Below are 16,977 nucleotides of genomic sequence, written 5' to 3'. Positions count from 1 at the left end.
CTCAAAACCCGTCAGCAGGCGGGTTTTTTCATTTTATCAGGTATAGATTGAAGAATAAGGCAGTAAACCCGGAGGCTGAGTAACTACACCAAATAAATTGACCTTGTTCACGAACAATATCGTTTTTTGAGCTTTTACAAGAGATAATCATATCCCTCTTTTTACATTCTTTACGTAAATTCATACACGTCATTTTTTTGTAATCAACCAAACTTAGCTGATAATGATAGAGAACAATGCGCCACAGTGGAAAAGACTTTACATACAGTCCAAAGTACCTAGCGAGCTAGAAAGTCTGGAGAAACTCGCCAACAACTTATGGTGGTCATGGAATTATGATGCACTTAACCTCTTTGCCTCTATAGATCAGAAAAAATGGAGCGAGGTCCACCACAACCCTATTGCCCTACTGGATATACTGGACTATGAGGCCTATCAAAATCTTCTTGCAGATGAGAGTTTTTTAGCTAAGCTGAAAGATGTTTACGAACGTTTTGAGGACTACATGAAGGTAGCTCCTAAAAAAAGTCCTTCTATTGCTTATTTCTGCATGGAGTACGGACTACATGCCTCTTTTAAATTGTACTCTGGTGGTTTGGGTGTGCTGGCCGGTGATTTTCTTAAAGAAGCCAGTGACGAAAACATTAACATGATAGGCATAGGCCTGCTCTACCGTTATGGTTACTTTAACCAGAAACTGAGCACACACGGAGAGCAGGTAGCTAATTACGAACCTCAAAGGTTTACCTACTTGCCCATAGAGCCAGTGAGAAATGCCCAGGGTGATTGGGAAAAAGTTCAGGTACAACTTCCTGGGAGAGTACTAACCGCCAAAATCTGGAAAGCAAATGTAGGCCGTATAGCCTTGTATCTTTTGGATACAGACATAGAAGAAAATTCTGATGAAGATAAATTTATTACCCATCAACTATACGGAGGAGATCAGGAAAACAGACTGAAGCAGGAGATACTGCTCGGAATAGGAGGTATCCGCCTGCTGGAAGCCCTTCAGCATCAGCCTGAAGTATTTCACCTGAACGAAGGGCATGCTGCTTTTATTGGTCTGGAGCGTTTGAGAAACTATGTAAAGCAGGGTTTTTCTATTAGTGAGGCAAGCGAGCTGATTCGTTCTTCTTCGCTCTTTACCACTCATACACCTGTCCCTGCTGGCCACGATGCTTTTCCTGAAGGAATGATGTGGCAATATTTTAATGAGTTTGCCAGCGCCATGAGTATGTCATGGGAGAAGTTTATCGCATTGGGTAGAGTAAACCCCGACAATAAAGAAGAGGTGTTTTCTATGAGCAATCTGGCTTCTAAACTTTCTCAGGAGGTTAACGGGGTGAGTAAAATACATGGTGAAGTTTCGCGAGAAATGTTTCGCTCGCTTTACCCGGGCTTTGAAGCAGAAGAACTTCATATAGATTATGTTACCAATAGCGTTCATTACTACTCCTGGACCGCCGAAGCCTGGCAAAAGTTATATGCCAAGACATTTGGTAAGTCATTGGTCAAAAATCAGTCGGATATTAAGCTATGGGAGAAAATAAAAAAAGTGCCTGATGGCGATATTATGCATATCAAGAGGCAGCAAAAAAGACTGCTGATTGATGAAGTTAAGTTGCGTCTGGAAAAAAGTATGCGAGCCCGTTACGAGAGCCCTAAAAAGATAGTAACTACACTGAATGCTTTTGATGAAAACACTTTGATATTTGGGTTTGCTCGTCGTTTTGCTACCTATAAACGTGCCGCTTTGCTGTTTAGAAACCCGGAGCGGCTAGCAAAAATTGTCAATAAAGCAGAGCGCCCGGTTCAGTTTATTTTTGCCGGGAAGGCGCATCCTGCTGACAAAGGAGGTCAGGATCTAATCAGGCAGATCTATGATATCGCTCAGCGTCCTGACTTTATTGGCAAGGTTATCTTTCTGGAAGATTATGATATGGACATTGCCAAGATTATGGTGCAGGGCGTAGACGTATGGTTAAACACACCTACACGTCCGCTTGAGGCTTCTGGTACTAGCGGTATGAAGGCAACGATGAATGGCGTTATCAACTTTAGTGTTTTAGATGGCTGGTGGGCAGAAGGTTATCGTCCGGATGCCGGATGGGCTTTACCAGAGCATCGAACTTACGACAATCAGGACATTCAGAATGAGCTGGATGCTGAGACTATGTACAGCATGCTGGAAAATGAAATTATTCCAGAATACTATGAGCAGGATGAAGAGGGCGTGTCGCAGGCTTGGGTGGCTCGCATGAAAAACGCTATTGCCTACATTGCACCTCAGTTTACCATGAAGCGTATGATGGACGATTATCATCATAAATTTTACCTGAAGTTGGCCGAGCGCAACAAGCTTATGAACAAAGATGGTCAGAAAGCCGCGAAAGAGCTGTCGGAGTGGAAGGGTAGAATACAGGGCAATTGGAAAAACATCAATGTGGTAGAAAGAGATATTTATAATTTTGCTAATGCGCCCTTACCACTGGGAGAAGATATTAAGGCTAGTATCATATTAGATGTTGGAGAACTAAAACCAGAAGATATCTCTGTAGAAATGCTGATTGCCAGGCGAGAAGATAATGAGCTTAAAATCGTAGCTTCTTATGAAATGCAGAAGCAGAAAGTTAAACCGGCTGTTTTGGCCGCTGAAAGTCAGGGCAATTTTAATGGAGAAGGAGTATTGGTACGATATACCTGCAACAAGCAGGTGACGTTTTCCGGAGTGTATGAATATGGGTTCAGAGTATATCCTACACATTCATTGCTGGCACATCGCCAGGATTTTAGCCTGCTTAGCTGGATATAGGCTTGGCATAAAAAAAGCCGCTCTATTGAGCGGCTTTTTATAATATTTAAAGCTACAAGACTATAAATTAACAGTTAATCCGATAGTCCAAACTGCCAATGCTGCATATCCAATTTCAGAATATACTCCTATGTTTTCATTAAATAGGTAACGCCCGCCTATTACAGTTCCAAAATCAACATTACTGGTATTGTCATAGAAGTTGTCATGATTATCAGAGTAAAATTCTCCTCCGAGATATACTGATACGTACAAGTCAACTTTCTCTTCATTAATATCTAAATCCAGTGCTTCGTTGGCAAGAGCTACATAGTGAAATGACCCCTTTGCACCAACACTGAAAAAGTTAGCTCTGTAGTCAGTATTTCTGAAACCATAACTAGCGTAAGCAACATAAGGGCCCACACTAAAATACTCGTGGAGTCCAAGCTCAAAAGATGCAGAAACGGGAACGCCACCTCCAAATCCGTTACCCCACGCATAGTAGCTACCATAGGCACGGCCAAAACCAACGCCCACATCTAGTATATTTGTGCCTTCCGCATAAGCAAGGTTGTTGTTTGTTTGTACACGTACTGTGTTTTGAGCCTGGGCAGAAAAGCACATAAGTGTACATACAAAGGTTAAAATGAATAGGTTTTTCATAGTTGTGTTTGGTTAAATTCAATCTTCAAATTTAATCATTCCCTGAAGAGTAATGAATAAAAGTCTCTAATTTTAGTAAGAATACACCCGGCAACCCATGCTCCCGGGTGTACAAATATGTTTTTTTTAGAAATCTACATCAGTCATTGCATTATCACTAAACGTATTTGCATCAGTAATCACATCAATTCTATCTGCATCGGTCTGTACCTTGCCATTTACAGTAGCACCACCGTGAATTACCAATCCATAAGATTTACTATTACTTACAGTCGTATTTGTAATGCTCAGAACAGAGTTATCGCTTACTCCTATATTTGCTGCATGGTAGCCACTTTTATAAATCAGGCTTTCATCATTACCAGCATAGCTTACTTCGGCATAGCTAAGCTCGTTGGAGTCATCAGATTTGAAAACAATACCTCCCCAGTTATCGCTGCCGCTCTGGTTGTAGGCGCTAAAAGTGATTTTGCTATCGGCTGTACCTACTGCTACAAGGCTACCACCTGAGTTAACGTAAGCACTCACCTGCTCATCAAATGCGAGGTAGGCACCGGCTTCTACTATCAAATCATCGTTAATCGTCAAGTCTCCTAAGAAGAGGTATTTGGCAGTACCGCTTAGTGCTACCCACTTAGGGTCGGCAGTATCCGTATACGAAGCCTCTGCATCAAAAGTAGATTTGTAAACCGCAACTACATTATCTCCATTGTCAGTAAAGGTAGAAGAGCTATCCATCAGGCCCAGCAAGTTGGCAGGAGTATATACAGGGTAATTACTATTATTTGTAAAGTTGTTGTTACTAAAGCTTTCCAGCTTGGCTTTACTAGCCATTACCAAACCATGTGAGGCACTGTTGTCAATTGTAGAGTTAGTAAGCTTAAGGCGAGCATTGTCTACAAGCCCAATACTTCCTGAAAGGTAACCACTAATGTATATAAATGAGTCATCTCCTCCAGCATGTGAGATTTCTACATAATCCAGCTCATTTTTGGTGCTGGAAGACTCAATTCTTAGTCCACCCCACTTTTGACCGTCACTAATATTGGCACTGGTAAATATGATAGGCTTGCTTTCGCTACCACTGGCTACTAAAGCACCTTCAGACTCCACAGTCATGGTTACACCTTCCTCAAACTCTAACAATGCACCAGCAGCAATATCTAAAGCCGCTTTAATATTAATATCTCCTTCAAAAAGGTAGCTGGCATCATCGCTCAATTCTACCCACGACTGATCGTCGCTGAGAGAAGAATCGTAAATGCGGATCTGGTTTTCTTTATCTTCCGTATCGGGATTGTCCTTAAAAGAGTTAGAAGCATCTACCACACCTGCCTGGTTTGCAGAAAGGGAGAGAGGGAAATTGGCATTGTTCTCAAATGTATTATTAGAGAAACTGGAAAGGCTATTGCTGCCAATAGCAAAGATGCCATCTGCCTTACTGTTAGCTATAGTAGAGTTGGTAATTTTGAGCCTTGCCTCTTCGGTTAAGCCTATAGCTGCTGCTCTGTATCCGGAGGCATACACCAAATTATCCTCTCCACCTGAATAAAGAATCTGGGTGTAGTCAAACTCATTTTTAGAACTGCTGGATAAGAATGAAAATCCTCCCCAGTAAATATCACTGTCTACATCTGAGCTGGTGAAGGTAATCATGTTTTCGCTGCTACCTTTAGAAATTAACTCACCACCATTGGTGTTTACAGTAATTACCACATCCTGGTCCAGATGCACTACTACGCCTGGTTCTACGGTGAGATCAGAGTTAACGCTAATGGAATTTACTACAACATAATCTGGTAGGTTGGGGTCATCAAAAATATCTTCCCACACGGTGCTCTCACTTACATTTTCTGAGATAACAACTGGCTCAGCATTGGCCACCACTTTTACAGCTAATGTTGCAGTGTTGCCATCCGGGTCTTCTACAGAAAGCGTGATTTCATATTCTCCTACAGCATCAGGTACGAATTCAGCATTTTGCTGGTCATCATTGCTAATGCTTGGATTGCTCCCCTCAGGTTTGTCTGTAACCGACCAGCTAAAGGTTAAATCATCTACATCAGACTCAGGGTCTGTAGTGTTTTGCCCTAAAAGGGCTAGTGGCTGAGTGATGGTAATGGTGTTGTTGTCGTTATCTTCGGAGATTGCCAGGCCTCTGTCATCTGTTATTTTTACTACTGGCGGATCTCCTGCGGCTTCTTCGGCAGTAATGATAACTTCATCGGTTACAGGATCGTATACACCATCACTAACTGAAAGCTGGAGGGTATAATTACCTTCTACGTCAGGTATAAATGTGGCATTCAGAGCACTGGCATTATTGATAGAAGCGCTGCTTCCCTGTGGAGATGAGCTTACAGACCAGCTTATTGTAAGCGGGTCGTTATCAGCATCGGTAGCAGTACCATTCAATTGTACTGTACTGTTAACTTTGGCCGTTACGTCCTGTCCGGCATTGGCGGTTGGGGGTTGGCCTGGTTTTTCGTCATCTTCATCTTTACAAGCAGAGAAAATAAATAATACAGCAAGTAATAAGTAGCTGAGGTTTCTGATCTTAATCATATAAACAATATTTAATAGAAATGATTATTGATTACAATTCACCTCTTTATGCCATCAGGTTAATTTATGTAAACATGGAAAAAATATTTTTTTTAGGTTTACTTTCTTTTTGTACAAATCATTAATAGTAATTTGTGGTTTAGTTATCTTCTAAACCATATACAGTAAATCGCTTTATATGAAATTAGAGCACACAGATTTGATAGATCGCTATTGCAGGGGAGAGCTTGATGCTTTGGAAAAAGCGGCTTTTGAAGAAAAAATGGCGCAGGACGCAGACTTGCAAAATGAGGTGCGTACGCATCAGGATATGCTGGGAGGTATGCAATATTTTTTCAATAGTGAGCTCAAATCTAAGCTTAGCCAATCGGATATTGTCCCTCCGGTACGTAAGCCAAAAAGACGTTTTTTGTATACCTGGTTTGCAATAGCCGCCTCTATATCCCTTTTTTTTGGACTAGGCTATTCTCTGTTCAAACAGAAGCCTTCTGCTGAAGCGCTTTATCAGGCCTACTACCAGCCTTACCCTAATATAATTGATCCGGTAGAGCGCTCTGGAGAAACGTCTATGGATGCGCTGAGTAAGGCCATGCTCGCTTACGAGAAAGAAGATTATCAGCAAGCTATTGCCATCTTTGAGCAAGAGACATCCTTACATAGTTCGTATAAATTTTATCAGGCTATAGCTTATCTGGAGACTCAAAACTACGATAAGTCTCAACAGCTGTTGCAGGAAGTTCATCAGTCTGGAGATAGCGCCTATCGTTGGCCTAGCCTTTGGTACCAGGCACTTTTAAACCTGGCACAGAAAAATGAACTAAAGGCAGAGGAGATATTACAACAGCTTATAGAAGAGGGAGATGATTATTATCAGGAGAAAGCCAAAGAGTTACTGAGAGAGCTATAAGCAAAATGGCATTGTATAGAAAAGGCGCAGGAGATTACCTTCTGCGCCTTTTCTGTATAATTTATAGCTCCTAAAAGTTTAAGGAAGGAGCACTTCGTTAATGACATGCAGTACAATCTCGTTTTCTACCAGGTTGTTGGCCGGAAATACCAGATTAGCATTGTCAGGTGTTTTTTCACTGTTATCATTAATGGTAATTGTTCCATTGTCTCCTTCTAGTGTCAGTGCCAAGTTACCATTCAAAGTAGTAAGTGTAGCGGCCTCAAAGTCAGTAGAGAAAAGCATACCATCTGTAACTACATGTTTCTGGAGAATACTTCTTAACAGTTCTGTATCCAGGCGGGCGCTTTCTTCTTCTACACTGTCAATACTGGTTATAATACCGGCCCTTTCAAAAGCAGCATCTGTAGGCATAAATATCGTACGATTACTACCCACATCTATACCTGTTTCGGCTAGTGCTTTCTTAAAAATAGTGAAGGAGTTTCCGCTCAAAGCTTCTATGTAGTCGACCATTTCAGTGAGGGGGGCTGCCGGCTTAAGAACGCCTCCCATATGAATGACTTTACCATTGCTGGCTCCATATTCTAAATCTGCTGTCCCAATTCCATTTAAATAGGTCCCGTTAGAAGTCTGGCTAACATATAAGGTTGCCCCACCAAGTGTGGTGATAGTTCTGCCCGCAGTGCTCAGGTCTACGTCACCAGCCAGCACATGGTAGTTAGCAGTTTCAATAACGTTGTCGTTAGAGGTAAAGAAAAAATCATCAAATCCAGAGTTAATTGGAGCCAGTACCGTAAAATTTTCGGATCCTGCAAGACGACTCAATACACCCGCAGAATTGAACACGCTGTTAATAGTAGAAATACCACCGTCTACCCCTTGCAAATTGAGAACATCACCCAGGGTAGAAGTAATACCAGCTACTGTACCAAATAATGAAGCCAGTGAGCCTGCACCATCAGGAGACAGCAATACCTTATCGGTAACATGGATTACTCCGTTAGAGCCGCGTATAGTATTTACCACTACCGTACGATCTGGTTGAGTATCGGGGTTAATTACTGTGGTATCACCTTCCTGCTCAAATTCAATCTGCGAAAAACCCAATGTGGTTATGGTAGAGTCTAACTGATTGGCTTCCAGGTATGTATTAGCTACAATATGGTAGAATATGATGTCTGAAAGAATATCAGTTCTAAGCTCTCCCAAACTACTATAACCGATGGAACTGAGCAAGTTGCTGAACGCTGCATTGTTGGGGGCAAATATGGTGAAGTCCCCGGAGTTTACACGAGCAGCAAAGTCAGAGCCAAGCAGAGAGATTAGTGTATCCAGGCTCTCCAGCCCCTCGGTAGAACCAATAAGGTCGGTAATACTTTCTGAAGGACGAGGTTCCGGCCCATCTTCATCGTCTTCACAGCTACTAAACACCAGAGAAAGGGCAAAGAGGGATACGAAGAAGAAAGGTAGCTTCGCAAGGTTAAGGGTACGTATCATAAGGTAAATCAGAAATATTAGAAAGAATAAGAAAGGTACATAAACCTTAATATACACTTTTGTTGTAATTTCTTATGCCTTTGAATCTAATTATTAGCAGAAAGTCGCGTATTTGTCTGGTAGATAACATACTATGCATAGGATTATTTTTTAATTTCTAAAAATGCGATAGATGCTATTGTGCACGATATACATCATAAGCTCGCTATATCCCTTATATTGCACAAAAAATCTTAGATGTAAGTAGCTAATACACCTTTAGCATATTGGATATTATTCCTATAATAGATAGATTAAAAAGAACCTAAGAGCTTAAATCACGATAATTTGAAAAAATATCTACTACTCTTAACAGTACTGCCTTTTCTCTTCTTTACCGCTCGTGCCCAGAATAGAGTTATTAGTGGTACAGTAACAACAGAATCGGGTGTTGGAGGCCTGCCGGGTGTCAATATTATTATTCAGGGCAAAGGTAGCGGTACAGTCACTGATATAGACGGCAATTACTCCATTAGTATAAATGATGATGCCAAAGTGCTGGTCTTCTCCTACATTGGCTACCAAAATCAGGAGGTAAGTATTGGAAATTCTAATGTGATAGATATTGTGCTGGTAGAGGATAACGCGCAGTTGGATGAGGTGGTGGTTACCGGTTTTCAGGAGGTAGAGCGTAAGCTTTTTACCGGTTCTGCAAGTCGTATTGATATGGCAGAAATACGCAGCCCCGGTATGGTAGATGCCAGCCGTATGCTGGAAGGGCAGGTGGCGGGGGTTACGGTAGACAATGTATCTGGTACTTTTGGTACCGCCCCTAAAATAAGAATTAGAGGTAATACTTCTATCAATGGAGATAACCAGCCGCTTTGGGTAGTGGATGGGGTAATTCTGGAAGACCTTACCAATGTAAATGCAGACGATATTATTACTGGTAACACCAATACGGTTTTGGCTTCTTCTATCGCTGGTATAAATCCGGATGATATTGCTTCTTTTGAAGTGCTCAAAGATGCTTCTGCTACGGCACTTTACGGTACACGCGCCAAAAATGGTGTTATTGTAATTACTACTAAAAAAGGTAGAAGCGGAGCCCTAAGAGTCAATTATTCTGGAAACTCTTCTTTCCGCCTACGCCCTAGCTATAATCAGTTTGATATTCTTAATTCTGGTGAAGAAATGTCTATCTACCGGGAGATGTATGAGAAAGGGCTGATTGATGTTACCACATCGGTAAGAGCAGAAAACTATGGTCCACTTGGTAAAATGTTTTCTCTCATCTCTGAGCATGAGATACCCTGGGGGGTAAATGGCTCTTTAAATGAAAGCTTTCTGAACCAGTACGAAAATGCCAATACCGACTGGTTTGATGTATTGTACCGAGATGTATCGCTTCAGCAGCAACATTCAGTAAGTCTGACAGCAGGTACAGAAAATTACAATAGTTATTACTCACTCAGCTTTCTTAATGATAATGGACAAACTGTAGCTGACCAGGTAAAGCGCTATTCGGGTACTGCCAAAAATAGCTTCTTCTTTTCAGATCGCTTCGTACTGGACCTCAAGCTGACCGGAAGCTACCGACAGCAAAAGTTACCCGGCACTACCGACCGCGATTTTGACCCGATAACCGGTAGGTTTAAGCGTGATTTTGATATTAACCCTTTCAGCTACGCTATCAATACGAGTCGCTCTATACGCCCATACGATAGTAATGGTGAACTGGAGTATTTTCGCCGAAACTATGCACCCTTCAATATTCTGGAAGAACTGGACCTTAACTACATAGATGTAAGAGTAGCGGATATTTCTGCTCAGGCGGACTTCAATTTCAACATACTGGACAACCTCTCTTTTAGAAGTACCATGCAGGGTAGGTACGCAACTACCAACCGGGAGCATGTTATCCACGAATGGTCAAACCAGGCCGAAGCTTATCGGGCAGATGGTACACAGTACATACAGGAGGCTAACCGTCTGCTGTTTCAGGACCCTGACGAACCTGGTTCTCAGCCCAAAGTGGTATTGCCAGAAGGGGGCTTCAACTACCTGGACGAGAGCGACCTGCTTAATTTCTACATTCGTAACAGCTTAGAATGGTCAGAAACCTTTAGCCAGGTGCATAAAGTAAACGTGCTGGGTGGACAGGAGATTAAGTTTACTGATCGTTCTTCTCGTAGTGCGGATGGTATTGGTGTAGTCTATGAAAATGGTGGCGTAGTTAATACAGACCCAGATATCATTGAATTTCTTAACCGACAGGGCGTGGATTTTTACTCAATAGGAGAAGATAGAGAACGATTTGCCGGATTGTTTTTAAATGCCGGGTATTCCTTTAATGAAAAGTATATCGTCAATGGTACTGTAAGGTACGATGGCTCAAACCGACTGGGTAAAAGTCGCTCTTCCCGTTATCTGCCAACCTGGAATGTGAGCGGTGCCTGGAATATAGATCAGGAGAGCTTTATCACGCTACCGGCAGTTGTATCTTACCTTAAGCTAAGAGGTACTTATGGGCTTTCTGCTACCCTGGGGCCAGATGTTAGCGCGTTGCTCAACCTGCAATCTGACGTAACTCTGCGACCTACCGACAATGAAAGCTATCTGTATATAGATGCATTAGAAAATCAGGACTTGACCTGGGAAAAGCTAAAAGAGCTGAACTTTGGACTGGATTTTGGCCTGATGAATGATCGCATTACAGGTACCATAGACTATTACCAGAGAGATGCTTTTGACCTTATAGGTACTTTGCAAACCAGTGGAGTAGGGGGGATAGCCTATAAACTGGGTAACTTTGCCGACCTTACCTCTGAAGGTTTTGAGTTTTCTATCAATACACTGAATGTATACAATCAGGACTTTAGTTGGTCTACCAATTTCAATATAGGCTATACCAAAGATCAGGTGACTCGTCTGGACTTTGGCCCACGAATAGCCGATGCTATTTCGGCACAGGGAGCGGCAATTCTGAATGGTCCTCGTCGTGGAATATACTCAACCAAATTTGCCGGTCTGGATCTGAGGGGGATTCCTACTTTTTATGACCTGAACGGCGAGGTAGTATATGATTACAATTTACAGGAAAGAGACAGCCTCAGTAAAATTTTACAATACGAAGGGCCTTCAGAACCTATGGGAGCAGGTGGCTTTACTAACAACTTCCGCTACAAAAATTTCTCGCTAAGTGTATTGCTGTCTTACAAGTTTGGGTATAAAATCAGGCTGAACGATGCATTCTACCCCCAATACACAGATTTTAATTCTTTCTCTAAAAGCTTTACTGACCGTTGGGTTGTGCCCGGTGATGAAGAGCTGACGAATATTCCGGTAATACTGGATCAGCGTATTGTGCAGGGAGACAATACGGCTCCGCTCAGAAATGCCTACGATCTATACAACAAAAGCACTGTAAGAGTAGCTGATGGAGGTTATGCACGATTAAAAACAGTCAGGCTTACATATAATCTGCCCAATAAGCTGACAAGTAGAATTGGAGCGAGTACAGCTACGCTGGGGGTTGAGGGGCAAAATCTTCTTCTTTTATACTCTGATGAAGCTCTAAACGGACAAGACCCTGAGTTTTTCTCTGCCGGAGGGGTCGCCTTTCCTCAGCCTCGCCAGGTGACATTTACCTTAAACGTTGGATTTTAGTATGCTAAACAGGATGAACCTATCCATTAAAAATACTGTCGGACTGTGTCTCTCAATGCTTTTTTTGGGAGCCTGTAATGATTTTCTGGAAGAAAACCCTGACCTTAGGGTAGAGCTGAATACCCTGGATAAAGCCCAGCAACTGCTGACTAATGCCTACTCTGAAGGGGGGTACAACTTTGTAGAGTGGATGGGCGATATGGTTACCTACACTCAGGGTACCACCAAAGAAGATCAACACAACCAGTCCTACGCCTGGGAAGAGGTAGATGAGTTGTTTCAGGATTCTCCTACCTTTTTCTGGAACGAAACATATGAGGCCATAGCCCATGCCAATGAGGTGTTGGCTGTAGTAGACCAACTACCAGGCGATGAAGCACAGAGACGAGCAGTAAAGGGGGAAGCCTTGCTGGCGCGTGCTTATGGCCATTTTATGCTGGTTAACCTTTTTGCCAAACATTACGATCCCAGCTCAGCATCTAGTGACCCTGGCGTACCTTACGTTACCACACCAGAGACTGAGTTTGTAAAGCAGTACAAGAGAGTAAGTGTGCAAAAAGTGTATGATAATATTGAAGATGATCTGCTGGAAGGACTAGAGCTGGTAGATGGCTCTTTTCTCGCAAATTCCGGAAAGTATCATTTTACCAAAAACTCAGCATTGGCATTTGCTTCCCGCTTCTATCTTTATCAGGGAGACTACAACCGTTGCATAGAATATAGCAACCAGCTTTTGGGAAGTAACCCAGATGTTTATATTAAAGACCTGGCAGCACTACTGGAAGAGCGCGTAAACACCGAAGATTATGTTCGTCTGTTTACTTCTCCAAATGACCCCAGCAATCTACTGCTGATCAGAAAGGTTACTAATTTTCATTTAAATGTGGGCTACTGGCCCGATAGTGAGGTGTATAGCGGAAGAATATTTGGCAACAATCCTTTTCAGGGGGCTGTAGACCTGCGTTCAGATCCTGCCTTCGTAAGAGGTGAGAATGGTATCTCTGCCTCTCGCTTTGAGTTTTTGTTTGAAAGAACGAGCCTCACCTCTGGTGTAGGTTTCAATTACACTATTGTTGCTCCGTTCAGAGGAGAGGAGGTGCTACTTAACCGAGCAGAAAGCCTGGCTCAGCTAAACAGGGTAAATGAAGCACTGGCCGATCTACAGTTACTCTGGAACAAGCGCTATAGCGAAGAGGTATCTATAGACCTGCAGGGCATTCAAAGTTATATTGGTACTACAGATTCTCGGGTGGCCCTGCTCATTTATATACTGGAAATAGAACGTCCTAAGGAGTTTGTACACGAAGGACTACGGTGGTTTGATATCAAACGCTATGGATTTCCGGTAACACACGTACTTGCCAATGGCTCTACCATTACTCTGGAAGCTGACGATAACCGAAAAGCCTTACAAATCCCAGAAGCTGCTCAGAATGTTGGCGGACTAAGCCCTAATCCTAGATAATTTTTGAAGAATATGAGAAGCATACGTTATACACTAATAATTTCGCTATTACTATTTTCTGCTTCCGGCTGCTATCAAGAAGATCTGGTAAACAAAGATCAGCAGGTGCAGGAGCCCTCTAACGATCCGCTGGATATATTAATACAGGAGCAGTTCGTAGACCCTTATGGGGTAGCGGTACGCTACCGCTTTGTAGACAGATATGTAGATCCTAACAAAAGGGTTTCACCCCCGCGTTTAGATGTGGTAGAACCAGTACTGGACTTTCTGACTAAGTTTTGGATAGAACCCTATCTTCAGGTGCCAAATGGAGAAACGTTTTTTAAAGCACACGTACCTGCCGAAATCGTACTTATAGGCTCATCCATCTTCAACAGTGATGGAACAGTAACCCTGGGTACTGCTGACTCTGGCGCCAGAATTACACTTACCGAAGCTAATGACATTGACGAAAGCAATACAGCCTGGGTATTGAGGCAACTAGGTACGATTTACCATGAGTTTGCCCACATTATCCACCAGCGCTACAACCTGCCGCCTAACTTTCAGCAAATTTCTCCACAGGGGTATACATCTTCCGGCTCGTGGTTTACTTTAAGTGATGATGAAGCCCTGAGAAGAGGCTTTGTTTCGCCTTACGGTACCAGCTCTTTTAATGAGGATTATGCAGAAATTGTAGCCTTTGTCCTTTTTGAGCCAGACTTCTATGAGCTGTACATCAACGAAGAAGAAGATTGCACCGATGTAGACTGTGTTGAACGCAATGAGGGCAGGGCGCTGATTCGTAGTAAGTATAACCTGATACTGGATCATTATGAGCAAAACACAGGTGTTGACCTTCTAAAAGTTAGAGAAATCATTCAAGACAGACTGTAATATGAACCGATTAATACTGACTGCAAGCCTGCTATTTTTATTATTCGCCTGTCAGGATGATGAACCTGTATTTGATAAAAGTGCTGATGAAAGAGTTGCTGAAGCCATTTCTGAGCTACAATCTAAGCTTATAGCTCCATCTGATGGCTGGTTTCTCAGGTATCAACCGGAAAGTACGTCAGGCGCTTTTAATATCCTTTTAAATTTTGATAGTGAAGGTAAAGTGCGTATCAGAACAGACTTTGGTGTAAACGAAGGAGAGTTTTATGATCAGACGATCTCTTACCGAATTGATAATTCTTTAGGTCTGGAGCTAATCTTTGAAAACTACTCGTTTTTTAGTTACCTGTTTGAACTGGATCAGGCATCTTTTCTGGCGGAGTATGAGTTTGACTACGTAAACACTACTCCTGATGGTGATCTGGTATTCAGAAGTAAAACCGATCCTTCATCTGCTACCACCATTGTATTCCAGCCGGCTACTCCGGTTAATGAAAGCATGCTTGGCGTAGCTTTAGATAAAAGTTTATCTACTCTAGCCGAGGGGGTAATGACGCTTACGCCTCTTTACAGGCTGGATTATCCTGCCAAAGATTTATCTCTATACCTGGTTTTGGACGAGGTAAGAAGAACAATTAGTTTTAGTTATGCCAACACACTGGGCAATCTTAGCGAAAGTAGTCCTTTTAGCTTTTCTACTTCATATGTAGTGGAAGGGAGCTCTATCGTACTGGCCGAAGCATTGGAAACCAATATATTGGGCAAGAGTATATCTTTATCTTCAATCCAGCTAAACCAGCTTTCAGAAAGTAGCCTCAGCATTTGTCCTGATCAGGATCCCCTTGAACTTTCACAACTGGGCGGAGCTATCAATGCTTCAGTTATTAACCTAAGTGCTACAATTACTGACCCAGGAGGTGCTGCTTTCGCCAATATAGAAAATGACATCTATACTGTTTCTATTGGCGGTGTATTTGATAATGGCGTATCAGTTGGCCCTGATATAGCTGCTGAAATACCAGGAGCAGAAATTATGGTGCTCTATTACCAGAACGACCCTGAAGATCCCTTTCTGGCTTTGGGCTACTATATTGTTAATGAGGAAGACAACACTACTACTATCGCGGTAAAAGAGTTTACGCCTACCTATGAGGCTAATAAGGTAAATTTTGATTTCGCTCCCGAATACACGGTGTTTAGAGATACTACCCAAACTCTCAATTATGAAGCGATGGATAAATATCTCAACAAACTAACAGAAGGCGGTAATACGTATATTATTAAAGCTCCTGAAACTATTAGCTACGATTACGAATTCTATAACCCCTGCAATGGGTGGAATATGGTCATGTTCCTAAACTAAGCAGGGCTAAGAAAGGCTAGAGCTGTTGAATACAAACGGCAGCAGGAATATTAATCTCCTGACCGGTAGGTGTAAGCTTACCGGTTTTTTCGTCTCTGGAGTATACGACCACATTATCGCTTTCACGATTGGCGACAAATACAAATTTACCTGCTTTATCTATACAGAAGTTACGAGGCCTTACACCGCCACTAGACTCATGACCTATCAGACTTAGTGTTCCGTCTTTTTTATTCACCGCAAATATTGCGATGCTGTCGTGCCCACGGTTAGAGCCATAGACAAACATCCCGTCAGGAGAAATATGGATATCGGCCGTCGTATTATCGACTACTTCCTGGCCTTCAGGTAGAGTAGAAATAGTTTGTACGGCTGTAAGGCCACCATTCCTTTTGTTTACCTCATAAAGGGTGATAGTAGAAGTTAGCTCTTCAATAGAGTAAGCAAATTTACCTTTAGGGTGAAATACAAAGTGTCGGGGGCCTGCTCCGGGAGCTACATCTGTATGGGCCATACCGGCAATCTCGAGACCAGAGCCTTCTTTCTGCACTTTGGAAATGGCAATATCGTCAGTCCCCAGATCTGAAGCATAGATATGTTTACCATTTGGAGAGGGTATTACTGAATGCAAGTGTGGCACCTGCTGACGACTGGGATGTACACTACTGCCCTTATGAGCGATAACTTCAGCGACTTCACCCAGGCTACCATCTTGCAGTATAGGATAGAGTGCGTAGTTTCCGCCTACATAATTTGAAACGTAGACAGACCTGCCTTCTGGGTCCACACTAATATGACAGGGGCCTGCACCTTCTGCAGACTGTTCATTTAACTTGATAAGTTCGTGCTGCTTGCCTATTTCAAAAGATACTACGCTTCCGTTTTTATCTTCGGGGCTTAGGCCCTCACGATACACCGCATATAGATTTTTACCATTGGGATGAATAGCCAAAAATGATGGGCTGGCCTTATCTTCGTAAGTATGCAATTGCTTTAAAGTGCCATTGCTTCGGTCAAATTCTACTACATATATGCCTTTACTATCGCGTTCGGAGAAAGTACCTACATATAGTATGTCTTTATTGGATGATTGGGCTAATGAGTATTGAGAACTAAATAACATAGCACTAAACAGGAGGAGGATATAATTTTTCATTTTAGGTTTGGCTTAGTACCCTAAAAATGCAAACTGAATA

General features: G+C 42.4%; 10 protein-coding genes. 6 read left to right on the top strand and 4 right to left on the bottom strand.

All coding sequences use genetic code 11. The annotated features are described in order from the left end of the window. The first annotated feature begins 223 nt into the window (after window positions 1-223). Window positions 224-2,812 (top strand): alpha-glucan family phosphorylase, encoded by a 2,589-nt coding sequence (glgP, locus tag PZB74_RS22080; protein ID WP_302239567.1) that lies wholly within the window; start codon window positions 224-226, stop codon window positions 2,810-2,812. 60 nt (window positions 2,813-2,872) lie between these two features. Here the strand turns inward: glgP and PZB74_RS22075 are convergent, their stop codons facing one another. Both PZB74_RS22075 and PZB74_RS22070 read right to left on the bottom strand, forming a co-directional pair. Then, the gene (locus PZB74_RS22075; RefSeq protein ID WP_302239566.1) at window positions 2,873-3,457 is read right to left on the bottom strand and encodes a hypothetical protein; all 585 of its coding nucleotides are present in this window, start codon (window positions 3,455-3,457) and stop codon (window positions 2,873-2,875) included. 126 nt (window positions 3,458-3,583) lie between these two features. Continuing rightward, the gene (locus tag PZB74_RS22070) at window positions 3,584-6,022 is read right to left on the bottom strand and encodes a PKD domain-containing protein (RefSeq protein WP_302239564.1); all 2,439 of its coding nucleotides are present in this window, start codon (window positions 6,020-6,022) and stop codon (window positions 3,584-3,586) included. 178 nt (window positions 6,023-6,200) lie between these two features. Between PZB74_RS22070 and PZB74_RS22065 the strand changes: the two genes are divergently transcribed. Further along, complete coding sequence (locus tag PZB74_RS22065) at window positions 6,201-6,929, top strand: tetratricopeptide repeat protein (protein ID WP_302239563.1); 729 nt, start codon at window positions 6,201-6,203, stop codon at window positions 6,927-6,929. Between the two features lie 78 nt (window positions 6,930-7,007). Here PZB74_RS22065 and PZB74_RS22060 read toward each other — a convergent pair whose 3' ends face one another. Beyond that, the gene (locus tag PZB74_RS22060; protein ID WP_302239561.1) at window positions 7,008-8,429 is read right to left on the bottom strand and encodes a fasciclin domain-containing protein; all 1,422 of its coding nucleotides are present in this window, start codon (window positions 8,427-8,429) and stop codon (window positions 7,008-7,010) included. A 327-nt stretch (window positions 8,430-8,756) separates the two neighbouring features. On the opposite strand from PZB74_RS22060, the gene PZB74_RS22055 reads away from it, so the two are divergent. The 4 genes from PZB74_RS22055 to PZB74_RS22040 are packed head-to-tail and all read left to right on the top strand — an operon-like array spanning window position 8,757 to window position 15,781. Further along, entirely contained in the window at window positions 8,757-12,077 is a 3,321-nt protein-coding gene (locus PZB74_RS22055) for a SusC/RagA family TonB-linked outer membrane protein (RefSeq protein WP_302239559.1), read from the top strand. Window positions 12,078-12,090: 13 nt separating this feature from the next. Next, the gene (locus PZB74_RS22050; protein WP_302239557.1) at window positions 12,091-13,542 is read left to right on the top strand and encodes a RagB/SusD family nutrient uptake outer membrane protein; all 1,452 of its coding nucleotides are present in this window, start codon (window positions 12,091-12,093) and stop codon (window positions 13,540-13,542) included. A gap of 12 nt (window positions 13,543-13,554) precedes the next feature. Continuing rightward, on the top strand, window positions 13,555-14,418 hold the full coding sequence (locus PZB74_RS22045) for a substrate import-associated zinc metallohydrolase lipoprotein (protein WP_302239555.1): 864 nt from the start codon (window positions 13,555-13,557) through the stop codon (window positions 14,416-14,418). A gap of 1 nt (window position 14,419) precedes the next feature. Further along, window positions 14,420-15,781 carry a DUF4302 domain-containing protein gene (locus tag PZB74_RS22040; protein ID WP_302239554.1) on the top strand — a complete coding sequence of 454 codons (1,362 nt, stop codon included), beginning with the start codon at window positions 14,420-14,422 and terminating at the stop codon, window positions 15,779-15,781. 16 nt (window positions 15,782-15,797) lie between these two features. On the opposite strand, the gene PZB74_RS22035 is transcribed toward PZB74_RS22040, so the two are convergent. Beyond that, the gene (locus PZB74_RS22035) at window positions 15,798-16,937 is read right to left on the bottom strand and encodes a lactonase family protein (RefSeq protein ID WP_302239553.1); all 1,140 of its coding nucleotides are present in this window, start codon (window positions 16,935-16,937) and stop codon (window positions 15,798-15,800) included. Between the last annotated feature and the right edge of the window lie 40 nt (window positions 16,938-16,977).

Origin of the sequence: Porifericola rhodea (assembly GCF_030506305.1) — a bacterium.
Taxonomy (GTDB): Bacteria; Bacteroidota; Bacteroidia; order Cytophagales; family Cyclobacteriaceae; genus Catalinimonas; species Catalinimonas rhodea.
Note: the sequence above shows the minus strand (reverse complement) of the source record. Positions and strands in the feature narration are given on the sequence as shown.

Bases quoted from the DNA above. Each gene is read 5' to 3' on its own strand.
- glgP (WP_302239567.1), top strand. From the start codon at position 224: ATGATAGAGAACAATGCGCCACAGTGGAAAAGACTTTACATACAGTCC.
- PZB74_RS22075 (WP_302239566.1), bottom strand. From the start codon at position 3,457: ATGAAAAACCTATTCATTTTAACCTTTGTATGTACACTTATGTGCTTT.
- PZB74_RS22070 (WP_302239564.1), bottom strand. From the start codon at position 6,022: ATGATTAAGATCAGAAACCTCAGCTACTTATTACTTGCTGTATTATTT.
- PZB74_RS22065 (WP_302239563.1), top strand. From the start codon at position 6,201: ATGAAATTAGAGCACACAGATTTGATAGATCGCTATTGCAGGGGAGAG.
- PZB74_RS22060 (WP_302239561.1), bottom strand. From the start codon at position 8,429: ATGATACGTACCCTTAACCTTGCGAAGCTACCTTTCTTCTTCGTATCC.
- PZB74_RS22050 (WP_302239557.1), top strand. From the start codon at position 12,091: ATGAACCTATCCATTAAAAATACTGTCGGACTGTGTCTCTCAATGCTT.
- PZB74_RS22045 (WP_302239555.1), top strand. From the start codon at position 13,555: ATGAGAAGCATACGTTATACACTAATAATTTCGCTATTACTATTTTCT.
- PZB74_RS22040 (WP_302239554.1), top strand. From the start codon at position 14,420: ATGAACCGATTAATACTGACTGCAAGCCTGCTATTTTTATTATTCGCC.
- PZB74_RS22035 (WP_302239553.1), bottom strand. From the start codon at position 16,937: ATGAAAAATTATATCCTCCTCCTGTTTAGTGCTATGTTATTTAGTTCT.